This is a genomic window from Devosia sp. BK (assembly GCF_032907385.1).
Lineage (GTDB): Bacteria > Pseudomonadota > Alphaproteobacteria > Rhizobiales > Devosiaceae > Devosia.
On the sequence record NZ_JAIMBX010000001.1, the window covers coordinates 1303530 to 1320328 of the forward strand.

Annotated in this window: 23 protein-coding genes; 3 read left to right on the forward strand and 20 right to left on the reverse strand. The window is 60.3% G+C overall.

The window, feature by feature from the left end; genetic code table 11:
* Window positions 1-46: 46 nt before the first annotated feature.
* Entirely contained in the window at window positions 47-1375 is a 1329-nt protein-coding gene (locus DevBK_RS06390; protein ID WP_317184853.1) for a replication-associated recombination protein A, read from the reverse strand.
* Between the two features lie 184 nt (window positions 1376-1559).
* On the opposite strand from DevBK_RS06390, the gene DevBK_RS06395 reads away from it, so the two are divergent.
* A complete protein-coding gene (locus tag DevBK_RS06395; RefSeq protein WP_317184854.1) occupies window positions 1560-2132 on the forward strand; it encodes a hypothetical protein in 573 nt (190 codons plus the stop codon).
* A 233-nt stretch (window positions 2133-2365) separates the two neighbouring features.
* On the opposite strand, the gene DevBK_RS06400 is transcribed toward DevBK_RS06395, so the two are convergent.
* Window positions 2366-3865 (reverse strand): Do family serine endopeptidase, encoded by a 1500-nt coding sequence (locus tag DevBK_RS06400; protein ID WP_317184855.1) that lies wholly within the window; start codon window positions 3863-3865, stop codon window positions 2366-2368.
* Between the two features lie 243 nt (window positions 3866-4108).
* Between DevBK_RS06400 and DevBK_RS06405 the strand changes: the two genes are divergently transcribed.
* Entirely contained in the window at window positions 4109-5293 is a 1185-nt protein-coding gene (locus DevBK_RS06405; protein ID WP_317184856.1) for a hypothetical protein, read from the forward strand.
* A gap of 198 nt (window positions 5294-5491) precedes the next feature.
* Here the strand turns inward: DevBK_RS06405 and DevBK_RS06410 are convergent, their stop codons facing one another.
* Window positions 5492-6550 carry an NAD-dependent epimerase/dehydratase family protein gene (locus tag DevBK_RS06410; RefSeq protein ID WP_317184857.1) on the reverse strand — a complete coding sequence of 353 codons (1059 nt, stop codon included), beginning with the start codon at window positions 6548-6550 and terminating at the stop codon, window positions 5492-5494.
* Between the two features lie 231 nt (window positions 6551-6781).
* Here DevBK_RS06410 and DevBK_RS06415 point away from each other — a divergent pair, with 231 nt between their 5' ends.
* A complete protein-coding gene (locus DevBK_RS06415) occupies window positions 6782-7174 on the forward strand; it encodes a YciI family protein (RefSeq protein WP_317184858.1) in 393 nt (130 codons plus the stop codon).
* A gap of 173 nt (window positions 7175-7347) precedes the next feature.
* Here DevBK_RS06415 and rplQ read toward each other — a convergent pair whose 3' ends face one another.
* The 17 genes from rplQ to rpsQ all read right to left on the reverse strand — a co-directional run bounded on the left by rplQ (window position 7348) and on the right by rpsQ (window position 16795).
* Window positions 7348-7770, reverse strand: a complete 423-nt coding sequence (rplQ, locus tag DevBK_RS06420; RefSeq protein ID WP_061906817.1) for a 50S ribosomal protein L17 — start codon at window positions 7768-7770, stop codon at window positions 7348-7350.
* A 31-nt stretch (window positions 7771-7801) separates the two neighbouring features.
* Window positions 7802-8821, reverse strand: coding sequence for a DNA-directed RNA polymerase subunit alpha (locus tag DevBK_RS06425; protein ID WP_061906818.1), 1020 nt, complete (start codon window positions 8819-8821; stop codon window positions 7802-7804).
* Window positions 8822-8920: 99 nt separating this feature from the next.
* Window positions 8921-9313, reverse strand: coding sequence for a 30S ribosomal protein S11 (gene rpsK, locus DevBK_RS06430; protein WP_061906819.1), 393 nt, complete (start codon window positions 9311-9313; stop codon window positions 8921-8923).
* 154 nt (window positions 9314-9467) lie between these two features.
* Window positions 9468-9836 carry a 30S ribosomal protein S13 gene (rpsM, locus tag DevBK_RS06435; RefSeq protein ID WP_061906820.1) on the reverse strand — a complete coding sequence of 123 codons (369 nt, stop codon included), beginning with the start codon at window positions 9834-9836 and terminating at the stop codon, window positions 9468-9470.
* Between the two features lie 175 nt (window positions 9837-10011).
* On the reverse strand, window positions 10012-10575 hold the full coding sequence (locus DevBK_RS06440; RefSeq protein ID WP_061906821.1) for an adenylate kinase: 564 nt from the start codon (window positions 10573-10575) through the stop codon (window positions 10012-10014).
* A complete protein-coding gene (gene secY, locus DevBK_RS06445) occupies window positions 10572-11909 on the reverse strand; it encodes a preprotein translocase subunit SecY (RefSeq protein ID WP_061906822.1) in 1338 nt (445 codons plus the stop codon). Before secY ends, DevBK_RS06440 begins: the two co-directional genes overlap by 4 nt.
* A gap of 228 nt (window positions 11910-12137) precedes the next feature.
* Window positions 12138-12641 (reverse strand): 50S ribosomal protein L15, encoded by a 504-nt coding sequence (rplO, locus tag DevBK_RS06450; protein ID WP_062631247.1) that lies wholly within the window; start codon window positions 12639-12641, stop codon window positions 12138-12140.
* 17 nt (window positions 12642-12658) lie between these two features.
* Complete coding sequence (gene rpmD, locus DevBK_RS06455) at window positions 12659-12847, reverse strand: 50S ribosomal protein L30 (RefSeq protein WP_061906824.1); 189 nt, start codon at window positions 12845-12847, stop codon at window positions 12659-12661.
* A 24-nt stretch (window positions 12848-12871) separates the two neighbouring features.
* Entirely contained in the window at window positions 12872-13405 is a 534-nt protein-coding gene (gene rpsE, locus DevBK_RS06460) for a 30S ribosomal protein S5 (RefSeq protein ID WP_035080856.1), read from the reverse strand.
* Between the two features lie 20 nt (window positions 13406-13425).
* Window positions 13426-13788 carry a 50S ribosomal protein L18 gene (gene rplR, locus DevBK_RS06465; RefSeq protein WP_061906825.1) on the reverse strand — a complete coding sequence of 121 codons (363 nt, stop codon included), beginning with the start codon at window positions 13786-13788 and terminating at the stop codon, window positions 13426-13428.
* A 12-nt stretch (window positions 13789-13800) separates the two neighbouring features.
* Window positions 13801-14334, reverse strand: a complete 534-nt coding sequence (rplF, locus tag DevBK_RS06470) for a 50S ribosomal protein L6 (RefSeq protein WP_061906826.1) — start codon at window positions 14332-14334, stop codon at window positions 13801-13803.
* 184 nt (window positions 14335-14518) lie between these two features.
* Window positions 14519-14917: a 30S ribosomal protein S8 gene (gene rpsH, locus DevBK_RS06475; protein ID WP_061906827.1), complete on the reverse strand. Its 399-nt coding sequence runs from the start codon at window positions 14915-14917 to the stop codon at window positions 14519-14521.
* Window positions 14918-14929: 12 nt separating this feature from the next.
* Window positions 14930-15235, reverse strand: a complete 306-nt coding sequence (gene rpsN / locus DevBK_RS06480; RefSeq protein WP_061906828.1) for a 30S ribosomal protein S14 — start codon at window positions 15233-15235, stop codon at window positions 14930-14932.
* Window positions 15236-15265: 30 nt separating this feature from the next.
* A complete protein-coding gene (rplE, locus tag DevBK_RS06485) occupies window positions 15266-15823 on the reverse strand; it encodes a 50S ribosomal protein L5 (RefSeq protein ID WP_061906829.1) in 558 nt (185 codons plus the stop codon).
* The gene (rplX, locus tag DevBK_RS06490) at window positions 15816-16127 is read right to left on the reverse strand and encodes a 50S ribosomal protein L24 (RefSeq protein ID WP_317184859.1); all 312 of its coding nucleotides are present in this window, start codon (window positions 16125-16127) and stop codon (window positions 15816-15818) included. Before rplX ends, rplE begins: the two co-directional genes overlap by 8 nt.
* On the reverse strand, window positions 16127-16495 hold the full coding sequence (rplN, locus tag DevBK_RS06495; RefSeq protein ID WP_035080843.1) for a 50S ribosomal protein L14: 369 nt from the start codon (window positions 16493-16495) through the stop codon (window positions 16127-16129). The genes rplX and rplN overlap by 1 nt, the downstream gene beginning before the upstream one ends.
* Window positions 16496-16561: 66 nt before the next feature.
* The gene (rpsQ, locus tag DevBK_RS06500) at window positions 16562-16795 is read right to left on the reverse strand and encodes a 30S ribosomal protein S17 (protein WP_061906831.1); all 234 of its coding nucleotides are present in this window, start codon (window positions 16793-16795) and stop codon (window positions 16562-16564) included.
* Window positions 16796-16799: the final 4 nt, after the last annotated feature.

The window sequence follows — 16799 nt, forward strand, 5'->3', positions numbered from 1 at the left end:
TGGTCCGATCTGGCGCAAGAGTAGCACTGGAACTGGAGCACGGGGATTACTCGTCTAGCGCGTTGCGATTGCGGGACTTTTCGGCGCGGAGGCGCGAGAAATAGTCCATGCGTTTTTTGAGATCGCGCTCGAAGCCGCGCTCGACTGGCTGATAAAACTGTTGTCGGCCAAGGGCTTCGGGGAAATATTCCTGGCCTGAAAAGGCGTCGGGAACGTCGTGATCGTATTGGTAGCCCTCGCCATAGCCTTCGCCCTTCATCAGCTTGGTTGGGGCGTTGAGAATGACCATTGGCGGCATAGGCGAACCGCTTGATTTTGCGAGGGAAATCGCTGCCTTGAAGGCGGTATAGACGGCGTTGGATTTGGGCGCGAGGGCGAGATAGACGACGACTTGCGCGAGCGCCAGTTCGCCTTCGGGGGACCCGAGCATCTGGTAGGAATCGCGGGCGGCAACGGCCAGTGGCAGCGCCTGGGGATCGGCATTGCCGATGTCCTCAGAAGCCATACGAATCAAGCGTCTAGCTAAGAAAAGCGGATCCTCGCCCGCAACAACCATGCGGGCGAAATAATAGAGCGCGGCATCGGGATCGGAGCCGCGAATGGTCTTGTGGAGCGCGGAAATGAGGTTGTAGTGGCCGTCCTGCGCTTTGTCGTAAATGGGTGCGCGACGCTGCACTACTGTTAGCATTCCGTTAACATCGAGCGTCTCATTGGCGCGAGATGACGCCAAGATCTCTTCGACGAGACCCAGAAGGGCACGACCATCGCCATCGGCGAGACCGAGGAGGGTGTGACGCGCTTCGTCGGTCAGCGGCAGGGTGGAGCCGAGGAGCGTTTCGGCGCGCTGGAGGAGCAGCTCGAGATCGGACGCAGCCAGCGACTCGAAACGGAGGACCTGGCTGCGGGACAAAAGCGCGGCGTTAAGCTCGAAGGATGGGTTCTCGGTCGTCGCGCCGACAAGGACGACGGTGCCGTCTTCCATGACCGGCAGGAAGCTATCCTGCTGGGCGCGATTGAAGCGATGAATCTCGTCGACGAACAGCAGCGTGCGATGGCCTGAGAGGCGCTCGAAGCGGGCCTTCTCGAAAACCTTCTTGAGATCGGCGACGCCGGAGAAGATGGCGGAGATTTGCTCGAAGCGGAAACCGATCTGATCGGCGAGGAGACGCGCAACCGTCGTCTTGCCCGTGCCGGGCGGGCCCCAGAGGATCAGGGAGCCGAGGCGGCCGGAAGCGAGCATGCGCGTCAGCGTGCCGTCGGGCCCGAGTAGGTGCGTTTGGCCGATAACTTCATCAAGCGCGCGCGGGCGCAACTGGTCGGCGAGCGGACGGGCCTTATCGGTTTCGGTGGGGTCGGCGGCGAAGAGGTCGGACATGGAATTTATCTAGCAGATTGTCTCGTGCTGCGCACCAGTCCGAGGGGCGGCGCAGACTGACAAAATGATTCACAAATGCTGGCCAGCTCCTTGTGCGGCATGACTTTCTGGCGCTGGGAGCGAGGGAGATGCGGTGTTGTGCCGGTGTTTGATTTCAGCGACAGTTCAGGCTCATGAGGAGGAAATGAGCATGGTTCGCGGATTGCTGGCTCTGATGGTGATTGTGGGTGCAGGCTACATGCCCGCGTGGGCGCAGGAGGATGCGGTCGGCGTTCCGGGGCCGGTGGTCTATGATGGCACGAGCTTTGAACTGGGGTGGACGAGCCACCCGACCGAGACCTTCTACAAGCAGGAATATGTGCCCGCGGGCCAGACGGTCGAACGCTATGATGAAATGTTCATGTTGGATGTGCTGACCGAGGGGTCGACGCCGGATGCTGCGGCGCAGTCGATCGTTGAATCGCTCGGGGAGCGGAAGGGCACTGATCCGGTGGTCAATTTCCAGGTCATGAAGAATGAAGCGACGGGCGAGGTTTTGCTCGACTTCTTGCTGAGCAGCGACGAGGGCGGGACGCTGATCGTCGAATGGAATGCCTATCGCTATGTGCCGGTGGGCGATGGCGTGGCGATGTTTGGGATTAGTCGGCGGGGATATGATGACGGGGCGGCGGATTTGCTGATGGCGCTGAAGGATTGGCGCATGGGGGCGATTGAGGAATTGGCGGGGATGGAACTGCCGGAGATTGTGGTGGAGTGAGGGGAGGGCTGGTGGGTGTGGCTCCACCCCCTCCCGGCATCCCCCATCTAGGGGGAGGTGGGGATCGAGTTTGGGAAAGTGGCGGTGCATGCCCGAGGGCGGTTGAATAGCTTTCAATGTCGTCACCACCCGGCTTGTCCGGGTGGTCCATGCGGAGGAGAGATGGATTGCCCGGACGAGCCGGGCAATGACGATAGGCGTGGCTGAGGGGGCTAGCTCAGCCTAATATTGACCTATCCACTGACAATAGCCCTGCTCACTCTTCCGTCGCGTTGGAGGATAATCTGCCAGGTCCTCACGCGCTGCGAGGCTAGGGTGCTGAACGACTGGGCGTCGGTGATGACGGTGTCGTTGAGCTGGAGGATGATGTCGTCGACCTTGAGGCCCATGGCTTCGGCGGGTGAGCCGGAGGCGACGGCGGTGACGATGACGCCTTTGGCGTCATAGGGGAGGTTTTTGGACTCGGCCAAGGCTGGGTCGAGCTGGCGGACGGTCACGCCCGAGAAGCGCGAGGTGGCCGAGATGGTGGCGGTCGCGTTGTCTGCGGGCGCTGGGGCGGCTTCGACGGGGAAATCGACGCTGTCGGTGGCCGTGCCGCGGAGGCGCTCGAGCTTGGTCGTCTGGCCGATCGGCTTGGTGGCGAGGCGGAAGTTGAAGGCGCTGGGGTCATCGACCTTCTGGCCATCGACGGAGAGGATCACGTCGCCCGACTTGAAGCCGGCGCGGGCGGCGGGGCCATCGGGGGCGACTTCGGTGATGAGGGCGCCGTGTGGCGCGTCCATGCCGAGACTGGTGGCGATATCGGAATCGACGGCCTGCATCTTGGCGCCGAACCAGGGGCGGACGATGGCGCCGCCGGTGACACCGGCATCGGCGACGAGCTTGGCCATATTGGCGGGGATGGCAAAGCCAATACCCACCGAGCCGCCGGACTGGGAATAGATGGCCGTGTTGATGCCGACCAAGTGCCCCTGCATATCGACGAGAGCGCCGCCGGAATTGCCCGGATTGATGGCTGCGTCGGTCTGGATGAAGAACTCGTAGTTCGAACTTTCGACACCGGTACGCGCGAGCGCCGAGACGATGCCCGAGGTCACGGTCTGGCCGACGCCGAAGGGATTGCCGATGGCAAGAACCAGATCGCCGACAAGGAGCTTGTCGCTATCGGCAAAGGTGATGGCCGGGAACGTGACGCCGCGTGGATCGCGGACGCGGAGGACGGCGAGATCGGTCTGCTGATCTTCGACGACCACATCGACTGCGAATTCGCGGCCATCGCTGAGGGAGATGCGGACGTCGGTGGCGCCGTTGATGACATGGGAATTGGTGAGGATCACCCCGCCGCCATCGACGATGACGCCAGAGCCGAGAGCGCGGGATTCACGCGGGCGGGACTGGAACTGATCGCCGAAGAAGCGGGAAAAGAACGGGTCATTGGCGAAGGGCGACGCGGATTGGGCTTCGATGCGCGTCGCGTAAACATTGACGACCGAGGGGGAAACAGCCTGAACGATGGGCGCGAAGCTGAGCTGCACCTGAGGCTGGCTGGTGGGCACGGCGCGAGGCGCGGTGTCGGGGATGGCGTCGGTCGCGGGGGGCGGCGTGGCGGCTTGTGCCTGAAGCTGTTGAACCTGCGCCTGCCCCGGAGCGTTCCAAGGGGAGAAGGCAAGTGTGCCGCCGATGGCGATGACCGCCACGGCGAGACCCGAAAAGACGAGCGATCGCAAAGACATGGGTAAACCTTCAGCTGCGGATTTCTGGCCCGCTGGCCTTCCGCTTGCAGAGCGACGAAAGCGCCCGGATTCTGTCATCAAAATGACGCGGCAACATTGTTGTTTCGCAAGGCAAATAAACGTTTGCGCGAGGGGTCACACGGCCCTATATGCAGCGCTCGATTTCGCGATGTTTACGAAACGGAAACACTTAGGCACCGCGAATTTCCCTGACCTCTCCAGCCCCGAAAGGCCTGTTGTCCAATGACTGACGAGCCGAAGACCGTTTACGCCAATACGTCCGCCCTGATCGCGGCCGAGGCGCCGGACTTTCCTTCTTTCCTTTTCTCGGAAAAGGAATTCCATAGGGCTGTTAAGGTCTTCAGGAAGGGTTTTGACGGGCTTCTTACCTATGCCGTCAAGTGCAACCCTTCGCCGCACATCATTGCGCAATTGCACCGCGAAGGCCTCAAGGCGTTTGACGTTGCCTCGAACACCGAAATGGAACTGGTGCGGGACCATGCGCCGGGCGCTGTGATGCACTACAACAACCCAATCAAGAACAAGCGCGAAATCGAGCGCGCTTATGAAGAGTTCGGTGTTCGCTCCTTCACTATCGACCACCCGCAGCAGCTCGACCAGCTTGCCGCTGTCGTTTCCCCATCGCGCGACGTGGAAGTCACTACGCGCTTCAAGGCCGGCAAGGCACTGAAGAGCTACGACTTCGGAATCAAGTTCGGCGTCATGGAACAGGGTGCGGCCGAAATCGTGCAGGCCGTCGAGAAGATGGGCTACACCCCCAGCCTTTGCTTCCACGTCGGTTCGCAGTGCGAAGACGCCTATGCCTATGAGCGGCATATCGCGGCTGCAGCGCGTATCGTCGAAGAGGCCGGCATCGATCTCAAGCGCCTCAATATCGGTGGTGGCTATCCCGCCCCCTACCCGACCAGCGAAGCGCCGCCGATGGACTATTATTTCGAGACCATCTCGCAGGCCGTTTCCGACCATTTTGGCGACAAGAACAAGCCCGAACTGATCATCGAGCCGGGCCGTGCGCTCGTGACCTCCTCGACGTCACTGCTGTTGCGCGTAAAGCATCAGCGCGGCGGACAATCGGTCTATGTGAACGATGGCGCCTACGGTTCGCTGATGGAAGTGAAGTTCATGCACTTCACCCCGCCGCTCCGCGTGTGGCGCGGGCCGCGTGTGCACGACAACGATCAGGAATTTTCCGAATTCACCATCTGGGGCCCGACTTGCGACAGCTATGACGTGCTGCCGCAGGTGTTCACCCTGCCGGCCGATATCGATGAAGACGACTGGATCGAATTCGGCCTGATGGGTGCTTATACCCAGGCTTCGCTGACCCCGTTCAACGGCTTTGACCGTCGCGACCAGTATTGGGTCGAGGACGTGTATACGGGCAAGGATATGGCGCCGGCTGAGTAAGTTTGCTTGGTGTGAGATGCGGACCCGCCCGGGCATTGCTCGGGCGGGTTTTGTCTTTCTGGGGGATTGATCACCCACCGGCTGTCATCCCGGCGAAGGCCGGGATCCATCTTGAGATTTGGGGATGGGCCCCGGCCTTCGCTGGGGTGACAATCGAGCTGGGGTTGGAATCAGGAAACGCCGAGTCTCCGCAGTGGGTTAGCCAGTAACCTTCGCGGATTGATTCCGCGCATTCTTGGGCTGGATCAGCCCGAGGCGAATGAGGCTCTCGGCGGCGGAGAGAATAGCGTCTTCGGGTGTGTGGTAGGAGTGGCCGAGGAGGCGTTGGCCTTTGCTGCCATCGAAATGTTTTTCGTTGCCGATGTCGTTGATGATCTGTCGGACGGGGCCGCCGAAATTGGCGAGGAGCCGCATGATCCAATCGGGGACGGTTTTGAGGGTCACCGGATAATCGGGATAGGCGGCGCGGAGGATGGCGGCGACTTGCTCAAAACTTCGATAGGGGCCGGTGCAGAGATAGCGCTGGCCGATGGATTCGCGGCAGCGAAGCGCGGCGAGGTGCATCGCGGCGACGTCGCGGACGTCGCTGATGGCAAAGCCGATGCGCGGCATGGCGGGCGTCGAGCCATCGAGGAGGCCGCTGACGAGGCCGAGGGAGATGCTGGTTTCCTTGTCCGTGGCAGGGCCGAGGATGGCGCCGGGGTGGATGGTGGTCAATTCCAGTCCCTTGCCGCTCGCGAACGCCCAGGCAGCCTGCTCGGCGCGGGTCTTGCCGATGCAATAGGCCCAAGGCCGGCGGAGCCTGGTCAGGTCGGTGAAATCGGCCTCGGAATAGGTGCGTTGGCCGGAATGATGGTCGTGGCCATAGCCGACGGTTGCGATCGAGGAGGTCATGATGACGCGTCGCACGTGTTCCTGGGCCGCAAAGCGGAGGACGCGTTCGGTGCCTTCGACGGCGGGGCGGATGACCGTCGACGGGTCCTTGGGCTCGGCGGCGGTTATAACAGTGGCCACGTGCATAACGGCCTGAACGTCTTCCATGGCGCGGGCCCAACCGGCATCGTCGAGGAGATCGGCCTCGACGATTTCGAGGCGATCGGAGAGGCCGGGCGCGAGGGTGTCGAGGGCGGCATTGATGCTGAGGAGCTTGGTGCGGCTGCGGACGGTGCCGCGCACGCGATATCCGGCCCGCAAAAGCTCCCCGATGAGGTGCTTGGCCACAAAACCGGAGGCGCCGGTGACGAGGATGCGGTCCATGATTTGCCCCCAATTTTCTCTCCCCTGCCCTACACGCGACGGCTCGGAGCCGGAAGCGGCAAAATCAGTTGGCGGGCATGAAATTTTTGCGTGGCAATAGCTTAGCCGTCATACACGTGTCGTTTTGGGGCCATGGTGGAGAAATCTGCGGGACATTAGTCTGAAAGCATTTCGGCCGATCGTCTAGCATGCATGGCAGGAGACACCTGCCGCTGCCAAAAGGAGGCAAGAATGCAGTTTCTCGTCGCTATCCATCTGCCTGACGACTACGACCCAACCAAGGAAGACGCGTCGCTGCGCCAGGAAATTTCCGATCTCAATGAAGAGATGATCGCTCAAGGTGTGCGCGTCTTTGTCGGCGGGCTCGAGCCGGCGACAAGGGCGCGGACGATTCGTGCGGCCAGCAATGGTGGGATCATGGTCACCGATGGGCCGTTCGTCGAAGCCAAGGAGCATGTCGGCGGCTTTTGGGTGCTGGACTGTGCCAGCGTTGAGGAAGCTGTCGAATGGGGACGAAAGGCCACGGTGGCCTGCCGGGCACCGGTCGAGGTGCGGCAGTTTTTGGGCGCGCCGCCGGAGAGGTTGAAGGCAAGGGCGGAGGCTGAGGCGAAGGAACAGGCGTGAGGGAAGGCACGACCTTATGGTTCGAAGTTTGCGAGGCAACTCGCCACGAGGTCTACCGACACTCTGAAGGCCCCCTCACCCGACGCTTTGCGTCGACCTCTCCCCCGAAGGGAGAGGTGAAAGAAAAAAGGGCGGCCACTGGGGCCGCCCTTTGAATTTCGAAGAAGCGAGGCTTATGCGGCTTCGGCTTCGTTTTCGTCGTACTGGACCGGACCCGAATCCTGGCCCTTGGCATCGACGTCGCGATCGACGAATTCGATGACGGCCATCGGGGCGTTATCGCCATAGCGGAAGCCGGCCTTCAGGATGCGGATATAGCCGCCCTGACGTTCAGCATAGCGCGGGCCGAGCACGGCGAAGAGCTTGGCAACCATGGCTTCGTCGCGGATCTGCGCGATCGCCTGACGGCGAGCGTGCAGGTCGCCGCGCTTGCCAAGGGTGATGAGCTTCTCGACGATCGGACGGAGGTCCTTGGCCTTGGGGAGGGTAGTGACGATCTGTTCGTGCTTGATCAGGGCAGCGGACATGTTGGCAAACATGGCCTTGCGGTGAGAAGCGGTACGGCTGAGTTTGCGGCCGCGATTACCGTGTCGCATGGGTATCTCCTAAAATCTTGGCAGCGCCGGATCAGTAATGATCTTCGTAGCGCTTAGCGAGGTCATCGATATTCTCAGGGGGCCAATTGGCCACGTCCATCCCGAGATGAAGCCCCATCTGTGCCAGGACTTCCTTGATTTCATTAAGCGACTTGCGGCCGAAGTTCGGGGTCCGCAGCATCTCGGCTTCCGTCTTCTGGATAAGGTCGCCGATGTAGACGATGTTGTCGTTCTTGAGGCAGTTGGCCGAACGGACAGACAGTTCGAGCTCGTCGACCTTCTTGAGCAGCGCCGGGTTGAAGGCGAGTTCCGGGACGGAGTCCTGGGCCTTTTCCTTGGTGGGCTCTTCGAAGTTGACGAAAACCGACAGCTGGTCCTGGAGAATGCGAGCGGCATAAGCCACGGCATCTTCCGGCGACACGCCGCCATTGGTTTCGACTGACAGCGTCAGCTTGTCCTTGTCGAGGCTTTCACCGGCACGGGTCGCATCAACCTTATAGCTGACACGGCGCACAGGCGAGAACAGCGCATCGACGGGAATGTACCCGATCGGGGCATCTTCCGGACGGTTCTTGTCGGCCGGGACATAGCCCTTGCCGGAATTGACGGTGAACTCGATGTTGATCTCGGCGCCATCGTCGAGGTGGCAGATCACGAGTTCGGGGTTCAGGACTTCGATATCGCCGGAGACCTTGATGTCACCAGCGGTCACGGCACCCGGACCCTGCTTGGAGAGAGTAAGACGCTTCGGGCCCTCGCCACCCATCTTGATGGCGATTTCCTTGACGTTGAGCACAAGGTCAGTGATGTCCTCACGCACGCCGGGAAGCGACGAAAATTCGTGCAGAATGCCATCGATCTGGATAGCGGTTACTGCTGCGCCCTGAAGCGAAGACAGCAAGACGCGACGCAGGGCGTTGCCCAGGGTAAGGCCGTAGCCGCGCTCAAGCGGTTCGGCAATAACCGAAGCCTGACGCGCATCGGCACTATCCGAAACAATCTCCAGCTTGGTCGGCTTGATGAGTTCCTGCCAGTTCCTCTGGATCGTCACGGTATTGTCCTTTCAAAATCGCGGCCCGGAAGGCCGCACCGCCGCAAACACAATAGGACTCCCGGCCAAAAGCCGGGAGTTTACCAAGTGGTCTATTCGTTAGACGCGGCGCCGCTTGCGCGGACGGCAACCATTGTGCGGGATGGTGGTGACATCGCGGATCGAGGTGACGTTGAAGCCGGCTGCCTGCAGCGCGCGGAGCGCCGATTCACGGCCTGAACCTGGACCACGAACTTCGACCTCAAGGGTCTTCATGCCGTGTTCCTGAGCCTTCTTTGCAGCATCTTCAGCGGCAACCTGGGCAGCATATGGGGTCGACTTGCGCGAGCCCTTGAAACCCATAACGCCCGAGGAGGACCACGAAATCGTGTTGCCCTGCATGTCGGCGATGGTGATCATGGTGTTGTTGAAGGAGGCGTTTACGTGTGCAACGCCCGAAGTGATATTCTTGCGCTCCTTGCGGCGGACGCGCGTCGTGTCAGTCTTTGCCATTCAATTCCTCTGGGGTATCGGCGCTGCCGTAGTACCAGCAGCTCCACCACGGAAGAAGCGGATCAGGATTTCAGCGATCTCCTTGCCGGAGACCAACCTACCCTGCATCCGCCCTTCCAATTCACATTACCAACCCGCTTGTGCGGGCCAGCTCTTACTTCTTCTTGCCGGCGATCGGCTTAGCCGGACCCTTGCGGGTACGAGCATTGGTATGCGTACGCTGACCGCGGACCGGAAGGCCACGGCGGTGACGCAGACCGCGATAGTTGCCGAGGTCCATCAAACGCTTGATGTTCATAGCAACGTTACGGCGAAGATCGCCTTCCACGACGTAGTCGCGGTCGATCGCTTCACGGATCTGGATAACTTCGGCGTCGGTCAGTTCATTGACGCGGCGCTCGGCCGGAATACCGACCTTGGTCGTGATATCATTGGCGAACTTTTCGCCGATCCCGTGAATATACTGCAGCGCGATAACCACGCGCTTGTTCGTCGGGATATTGACGCCAGCAATACGAGCCACGTCTGCTCTCCTTCATTCAACACGCGCCATCGCGGCGGGTGTCTTTAAACAACAAGGGACCGGATTTCGACCCCCAACCAATGTGAGGAACCGAACCCAGCCCAATAATCCATGAGACTGGTGCGGTTCTTTAAGGATTCGAAAAGGCGAAGTCAACAGTCCCCGCCCTACGAACTTACTTGTCTAGAGCCTTCTTGATGGCTCCAGTGACATTCTCGACCGGCTCCATGCCGTCCACCGTCTTCACCAGACCCTGTTGACCGTAGTAATCGACCAATGGGGCGGTGCTGGTGGTGTAGACATCCAGACGCTTGCGGATGACGTCCGGATTGTCATCCGGACGATTGCTATCCTTGGAGCGCTGAATCACCCGGCGCACGAGCTCGTCGGCATCTGCCGTGAGCTCGATGACGGCGTCAAGCTTGAGACCTTTGTTCGCAAGCATGGAATCGAGGGCCTGAGCCTGCGCAATGGTGCGCGGGAAACCATCGAGGATGAAACCAGGCTTGCAGTCTTCGGCATCGATTCGTTCGGAGACGATACCGTTGACAATAGTATCCGAGACGAGATCGCCCCGATCCATGATCGCCTTGGCTTCGAGCCCAAGCGGCGTTTGATCGGCAATAGCGGCCCGCAGGATGTCACCAGTGGACAATTGCGGGATGCCGTAGGCTTCAACCAGAATCTTGGCCTGCGTGCCCTTGCCCGCCCCTGGCGGTCCCAACAGGATCAGTCTCATCGACGCTTGCCTCCTCCAAGGCGGGATTTCTTCAGCAGCCCCTCATATTGCTGGGCCACGAGATGGCTCTGGATCTGGCTGACCGTATCGAGGGTCACCGTCACCATGATCAGCAGCGATGTGCCACCGATGAACTGGGCAACCGCAAGCTGGCTGAACATCAGTTCCGGAATCAGCGCGATCACCGTGAGGTAAAGGGCACCGACAACGGTGATGCGCGTCAACACATAATCGATGTGCTGCGCGGTGCGCTCACCCGGACGAATGCCCGGAATGAAGCCGCCAGAGCGCTTGAGATTGTCTGCCGTCTCGGTCGGATTGAAGACAATGGCCGTGTAGAAGAAGGCAAAGAAAATGATGAAGAAGGCAAAGAGCGCCAGGTGCAGCGGCTGACCGCGGCCGAGGAGCGCCGTGACCGTCGTCAGCCAGCTCGGGGCATTGCCCTGGGCTGCGAAGGACGCGATCGTTGCCGGTAGCAGCAGCAACGAGGAGCCGAAGATCACCGGGATAACGCCCGAAGTGTTCAGCTTGAGCGGCAGATGCGAGGTATCACCCTGGAAGAGCTTATTGCCCACCTGACGCTTCGGATACTGGATCAGAAGCCGGCGCTGCGCACGCTCGAAGAAGACGATGATGGCGATGACGATCAGCGCCAAGACAATCATGCCGACCGCAGCAAAGGCAGGAATTGCGCCAGTGCGGCTTAATTCGAGCGTCTGGGCGACGGTCGAGGGAAGATTGGCGACGATACCGGCGAAAATGATCAGCGAGATGCCGTTGCCGACGCCACGCGATGTGATCTGCTCGCCGAGCCACATCAGGAACATGGTGCCGCCCACAAGGGTGACCACGGTCGAGAGGCGGAAGAACCAGCCCGGATTGAGCACGACACCCTGGCTGCCCTCGAGACCGACCGCAATGCCATAGGCCTGAACGGCGCAGAACACGACCGCCAGATAGCGGGTGTACTGGTTCATCTTGCGGCGCCCGGCTTCACCCTCTTTCTTGAGAGCTTCAAGCTTTGGCGAAGCGGTCGCGATCACCTGCACGACGATCGAGGCCGTGATGTAGGGAATCAGGTTAAGCGCAAAGATGGCCATACGTTCCACGGCACCGCCGGAGAACATATTGAACATGCCGATGATGCCCTGCTGGCTCTGCTCGAAAGTCGCGCGGAACGCATCGGGATCAATGCCCGGAACAGGAATGAAGGTGCCCAAACGATAGACAAGCAGCGCGCCCAGTGTGAACCAGATGCGCTGCTGAAGGGCTTTCGCCTTGGAAAAGGTCGAGAAACTGAGATTGCGAGCAAGTTGCTCGGCTGCGGACGCCATACTTCGCTCCCTAGAGCCGTGTGCGATTCGACGGGATCAAATCGGATGCCCTAAAACTTTGTTGTCGCAAGGCTCGTACGGAAAACCGCTGCGCATATTTCCCGCGCCCTGCCCTATGGCCGAAAGCCAGAGGCGCTTGGAGCGCCCAAGGAGCATATAGGACAGCAACCCCGGCGCAACAAACCAAAAAACGCACCCGACCGCGAGGCCGGGTGCGTAATCACCAAATTACTTGGCGGCGTATGGGGTCTTCTTCCAGGTTTCCTTGACCGGGATCAAGTCAACCTTGCCGCCGGCGCCTTCGATGGCAGCGGTAGCACCCTTGGTCGCATAGTCCACCTTGAAGGTGACCTTGGAGGCGGTGAAGCCTTCCGAACCAATGAGACGGACACCGTCCTTGGCGCGACGGATCACGCCGGCAGCAACGAGCGCAGCAGCGTCGATGACGCCCTTTGCATCGAGCTTGCCCGAGTCGATATAAGCCTGGATGCGGTCAACGCGAACCTGATTCCAATCCTTGGGGTTCCAAGCATTGAAGCCACGCTTCGGCATACGCATGTGAAGGGGCATCTGGCCGCCTTCGAAGCCGTTGATCGCGACACCGGCGCGGGCCGTCTGGCCCTTGCCACCACGACCACCGGTCTTGCCAACGCCGGAGCCGATACCACGGCCCACGCGAACGCGGACCTTGTTAGCGCCGTCGTTGTCGCGAAGTTCGTTCAAACGAGTCATTTGTCGAGCCTTCCCTCTTACTCGCCGATTACACGGACGAGGTGCGGGACCTTGTTGATCATGCCACGGACTTCGGGCGTATCAATCAGCTCGCGCTCTTTGTTCATCTTGTTCAGCCCGAGACCGATCAGGGTCGCGCGCTGGCTCTTTTCGCGGCGGATCGGCGAACCGACCTGCTTCACGGTGATCATCTTCTTGTCAGCCATTGTGCTTCTCCGTTCCTACGGGGCTCAGGCTTCGACAGCAGTCTCGCCGCGGCGAGCTTGCAGTTCGGAGACCTTGAGGCCGCGGCGGGCAGCCACGGCGCGGGGGCTATCAACGCGCTTGAGAGCGTCGAAAGTCGCGCGGACCATGTTGTAAGGGTTCGAGGTACCCGTGGACTTGGCGACGATGTCGTTGATCCCGAGGGTTTCGAAGACGGCGCGCATCGGACCACCGGCGATGATGCCGGTACCCGGAACGGCTGCACGCAGCACGACCTTGCCGGCGCCATGGCGGCCGGTGATGTCGTGGTGAAGCGTACGGGCATCACGCAGCGGCACGCGGATCATCTGGCGCTTGGCCTGTTCCGTTGCCTTGCGGATTGCTTCGGGAACTTCACGGGCCTTACCGTGACCGAAACCGACGCGACCCTTCTGGTCACCAACAACGACGAGGGCTGCAAAACCGAAGCGCTTGCCGCCCTTCACAACCTTGGCCACACGGTTGATGTGGACCAGGCGATCGACGAACTCGCTTTCGCGCTCTTGAACGTCTCTGCTCATAATGTTTTTCCTCGCCGCTGTTAGAACTGCAGACCGCCCTCACGGGCAGCATCTGCAAGGGCCTTAACGCGGCCGTGATAAATGTAAGCGCCGCGATCAAAGATCACTTCGGCAACGCCAGCCTTCACACCGCGCTCGGCGATCAGCTTGCCAACGACGGCAGCTGCCTCGGAGGTGCCGCCGCTCTTGAGCGAGCCGCGCAGATCCTTTTCGAGGGTGGAAGCCGCTGCCAGCGTACGACCATTCGCGTCGTCGATGATCTGGGCGTAGATGTTCTTGTCCGAGCGGAAAACGCTGAGACGGGCGCGACCAAAGGCACGAGCCTTGAGCGCCTTGCGGACACGAGCCTTGCGACGTGCCGCACCTTTTGCAGAAATTGCCATAGGTGGCGCTCCTTACTTCTTCTTGCCTTCTTTGCGGAAGACCTGCTCGCCGGCGTAGCGCACGCCCTTGCCCTTGTAGGGCTCGGGGGGACGCCAGCCGCGGATCTCTGCCGCAACCTGACCAACCTGCTGCTTGTCGATGCCAGTGATGACGATCTCGGTCGGCGCAGGAACCGCCAGGGTAATACCCTGCGGGGCCTTGTAGATCACTTCGTGGCTGAAACCGAGCGAGAGCTTGACGTCCTTGCCCTGCATGGCGGCGCGGTAGCCAACGCCCTGGATTGCCAGCTTCTTTTCGAAACCGGCGCTCACACCAGTGACCATGTTCTGGATCAGCGCGCGCGTGGTGCCCCAGGCAGCACGTGCTTCGCGGGTGTCGTTAGCCGGGGTGATGACAACGCCATCGGAACCCTGCTCGACATTGACGATATCCATGAGCGGGAGGCTCAGCTCGCCCTTCGGGCCCTTGGCGGAGACGGTGCGATCATTGACCGTAACCGTAACGCCATTAACCGGGGCCACCGGTTTCTTGCCAGTACGTGACATTCTATATCCTTGAGTAATCGTCTTGTCGCGCATCCAATGCGCGTGAAGGTGCCCGAAAACAGAGCCGATCAGCGTTTCCGAGAAACGTTGATCGCGCTCGTATCAGTTTTTGCCGCACTTACAACAGGAAAAGTGGAATCCACTTCTCCTCAAAGTGCATCAATGGACTTCGGGCCCACACGCATTAGAAGACGCGGCAGAGTACCTCGCCACCAACGTTGGCAGCCTTGGCTTCGTGGTCGGCCATCACACCCTTGGGGGTGGAGAGGATCGACACGCCGAGGCCATTCGCCACCTGCGGAATATTCTTGACCGACGCATACACGCGGCGGCCGGGACGGGAAACGCGCTCGATGGTGCGGATCACGCCTTCATTGTCCGAATACTTGAGTTCGATTTCGTATTCGGCAGCGCCGTTTTCGAACTTGGTCTCGGAGTAGCCGCGGATGAAACCCTCGGACTGGAGAACGTCCAGCACGCGACCACGAAGGGTCGAGGCTGGGGTCGAAACGGTGTTCCGGCGACGCTCTTGAGCGTTGCGGATACGGGTCAGCATGTCGCCGATTGGGTCAGAAAAGCTCATTTATGTCTCTCCTTACCAGCTCGACTTCACGAGACCCGGGATCTGACCCAGGTTGCCCAACTGACGCAGGGCGATACGGCTCATCTTGAGCTTACGGTAGTAAGCGCGTGGACGGCCCGAAACTTCGCAACGGTTGCGAACGCGAACCTTTGCCGAGTTGCGCGGCAATTCAGCCAGCTTGAGGGTGGCCTTGAAACGCTCTTCGATCGACAAGGTCTGATCCTTGACGGTCGCCTTGAGGGCAGAACGCTTCTCAGCATACTGCTTGGCGAGCTTGGCGCGCTTGTTGTTCTTTTCGATGGAACTGGTCTTTGCCATGTTCTGATCCTTTATCCCTTCCCTGCCCGCTTACTGGCGGAACGGGAAGTTGAAAGCGCGCAGCAGAGCCCGAGCTTCATCATCCGTCTTGGCCGTCGTGGCAATCACGATATCCATACCCCAGACCTGATCGATCTGATCATAGTTGATCTCGGGGAAAATGATGTGTTCCTTGATGCCCATGGCATAGTTGCCACGGCCGTCGAAGGAGTTCGGATTGAGACCGCGGAAGTCGCGGACGCGCGGGAGTGCGATGTTCACCAGACGATCCAGGAACTCGTACATGCGGGTCTTGCGCAGCGTCACCTTGACACCGAGCGGCATCTCTTCGCGGACCTTGAAGCCTGCGATCGACTTGCGGGCATGGGTGATGACCGGCTTCTGACCAGCAATCTTTTCCAGTTCCGCAGCAGCCGACTTCACCTTCTTGGTGTCGTTGACAGCTTCACCGACGCCCATGTTCAGAACAATCTTGTCGAGCTTTGGCAGCTCCATGACGTTCTTGTACTCGAACTGCTTGGTCAGCTCGGCCTTGATGGTTTCGTCGTAGTAGGTCCGCAGGCGCGGAACGTAAACGGTCTCAGCCATCGATCTGGCCTCCGGTCGTCTTGGCGACGCGAGTCTTCACGCCGTCCTTGATCTGGAACCCGACGCGGGTGGGCTTGCCATTGGCGTCGGCGACGGCCAGGTTCGACAGGTGGATCGGCGCTTCCCTGGTGAAGATACCGGCGTCCTGCGAGGCAGTCTGCTTCTGGTGCTTGCGAACAAGGTTGATACCCTGGACAAGCGCTTTGGTTTCGGTGGGAATGACCGACAAGACCTGACCGGTCTTGCCCTTGTCCTTGCCAGCCAGGACGACGACTTTATCGCCCTTTTTGATCTTGGAGGCCATTACAGCACCTCTGGAGCGAGCGAGATGATCTTCATGTGGTTCCGGGCGCGGAGTTCGCGCGGAACAGGTCCGAAGATACGGGTGCCGATCGGCTCTTTCTGATTGTTGATCAGAACCGCGGCGTTCTTGTCAAAACGGATGACGGTGCCATCGGGGCGACGGATGTCGGTTGCGGTGCGAACGACCACAGCCTTCATAACCTGGCCCTTCTTTACACGGCCGCGCGGAATAGCGTCCTTGACCGAAACGACAATAATGTCGCCGACCGAGGCGTATTTACGATGCGAACCGCCCAGCACCTTGATGCACATGACACGACGAGCGCCGGAATTGTCCGCGACGTCGAGATTTGATTGCATCTGGATCATAACTGGATGCCTTCTAGTTGAATCGGCAGCACCGTCACCCGGCGCGCCGACCTAATTGAAATTCTCTTACGCCGCAGGGACAAGCGTCCAGCGCTTGTTCTTGCTGATCGGTGCGGTTTCTTCGATCCACACGATATCACCGACTTTTGCCACATTAGCTTCATCGTGAGCGTGATACTTCTTGGAACGACGCACTGTCTTCTTCAGAAGGGGGTGCGTAAAACGGCGCTCGACCCGGACCACAATGGTCTTCTCGTTAGCGTCGGAGACGACAGTCCCCTGCAAAACGCGCTTTGGCATGGGT

Coding starts and splice junctions, on each gene's coding strand:
- DevBK_RS06390 (WP_317184853.1), bottom strand. CDS start 1,375: ATGTCCGACCTCTTCGCCGCCGACCCCACCGAAACCGATAAGGCCCGT.
- DevBK_RS06395 (WP_317184854.1), top strand. CDS start 1,560: ATGAGCATGGTTCGCGGATTGCTGGCTCTGATGGTGATTGTGGGTGCA.
- DevBK_RS06400 (WP_317184855.1), bottom strand. CDS start 3,865: ATGTCTTTGCGATCGCTCGTCTTTTCGGGTCTCGCCGTGGCGGTCATC.
- DevBK_RS06405 (WP_317184856.1), top strand. CDS start 4,109: ATGACTGACGAGCCGAAGACCGTTTACGCCAATACGTCCGCCCTGATC.
- DevBK_RS06410 (WP_317184857.1), bottom strand. CDS start 6,550: ATGGACCGCATCCTCGTCACCGGCGCCTCCGGTTTTGTGGCCAAGCAC.
- DevBK_RS06415 (WP_317184858.1), top strand. CDS start 6,782: ATGCAGTTTCTCGTCGCTATCCATCTGCCTGACGACTACGACCCAACC.
- rplQ (WP_061906817.1), bottom strand. CDS start 7,770: ATGCGACACGGTAATCGCGGCCGCAAACTCAGCCGTACCGCTTCTCAC.
- rpsK (WP_061906819.1), bottom strand. CDS start 9,313: ATGGCAAAGACTGACACGACGCGCGTCCGCCGCAAGGAGCGCAAGAAT.
- DevBK_RS06440 (WP_061906821.1), bottom strand. CDS start 10,575: ATGAGACTGATCCTGTTGGGACCGCCAGGGGCGGGCAAGGGCACGCAG.
- secY (WP_061906822.1), bottom strand. CDS start 11,909: ATGGCGTCCGCAGCCGAGCAACTTGCTCGCAATCTCAGTTTCTCGACC.
- rplO (WP_062631247.1), bottom strand. CDS start 12,641: ATGACTCGTTTGAACGAACTTCGCGACAACGACGGCGCTAACAAGGTC.
- rpmD (WP_061906824.1), bottom strand. CDS start 12,847: ATGGCTGACAAGAAGATGATCACCGTGAAGCAGGTCGGTTCGCCGATC.
- rpsE (WP_035080856.1), bottom strand. CDS start 13,405: ATGAGCAGAGACGTTCAAGAGCGCGAAAGCGAGTTCGTCGATCGCCTG.
- rplR (WP_061906825.1), bottom strand. CDS start 13,788: ATGGCAATTTCTGCAAAAGGTGCGGCACGTCGCAAGGCTCGTGTCCGC.
- rplF (WP_061906826.1), bottom strand. CDS start 14,334: ATGTCACGTACTGGCAAGAAACCGGTGGCCCCGGTTAATGGCGTTACG.
- rpsH (WP_061906827.1), bottom strand. CDS start 14,917: ATGAGCTTTTCTGACCCAATCGGCGACATGCTGACCCGTATCCGCAAC.
- rpsN (WP_061906828.1), bottom strand. CDS start 15,235: ATGGCAAAGACCAGTTCCATCGAAAAGAACAACAAGCGCGCCAAGCTC.
- rplE (WP_061906829.1), bottom strand. CDS start 15,823: ATGGCTGAGACCGTTTACGTTCCGCGCCTGCGGACCTACTACGACGAA.
- rplX (WP_317184859.1), bottom strand. CDS start 16,127: ATGGCCTCCAAGATCAAAAAGGGCGATAAAGTCGTCGTCCTGGCTGGC.
- rplN (WP_035080843.1), bottom strand. CDS start 16,495: ATGATCCAGATGCAATCAAATCTCGACGTCGCGGACAATTCCGGCGCT.
- rpsQ (WP_061906831.1), bottom strand. CDS start 16,795: ATGCCAAAGCGCGTTTTGCAGGGGACTGTCGTCTCCGACGCTAACGAG.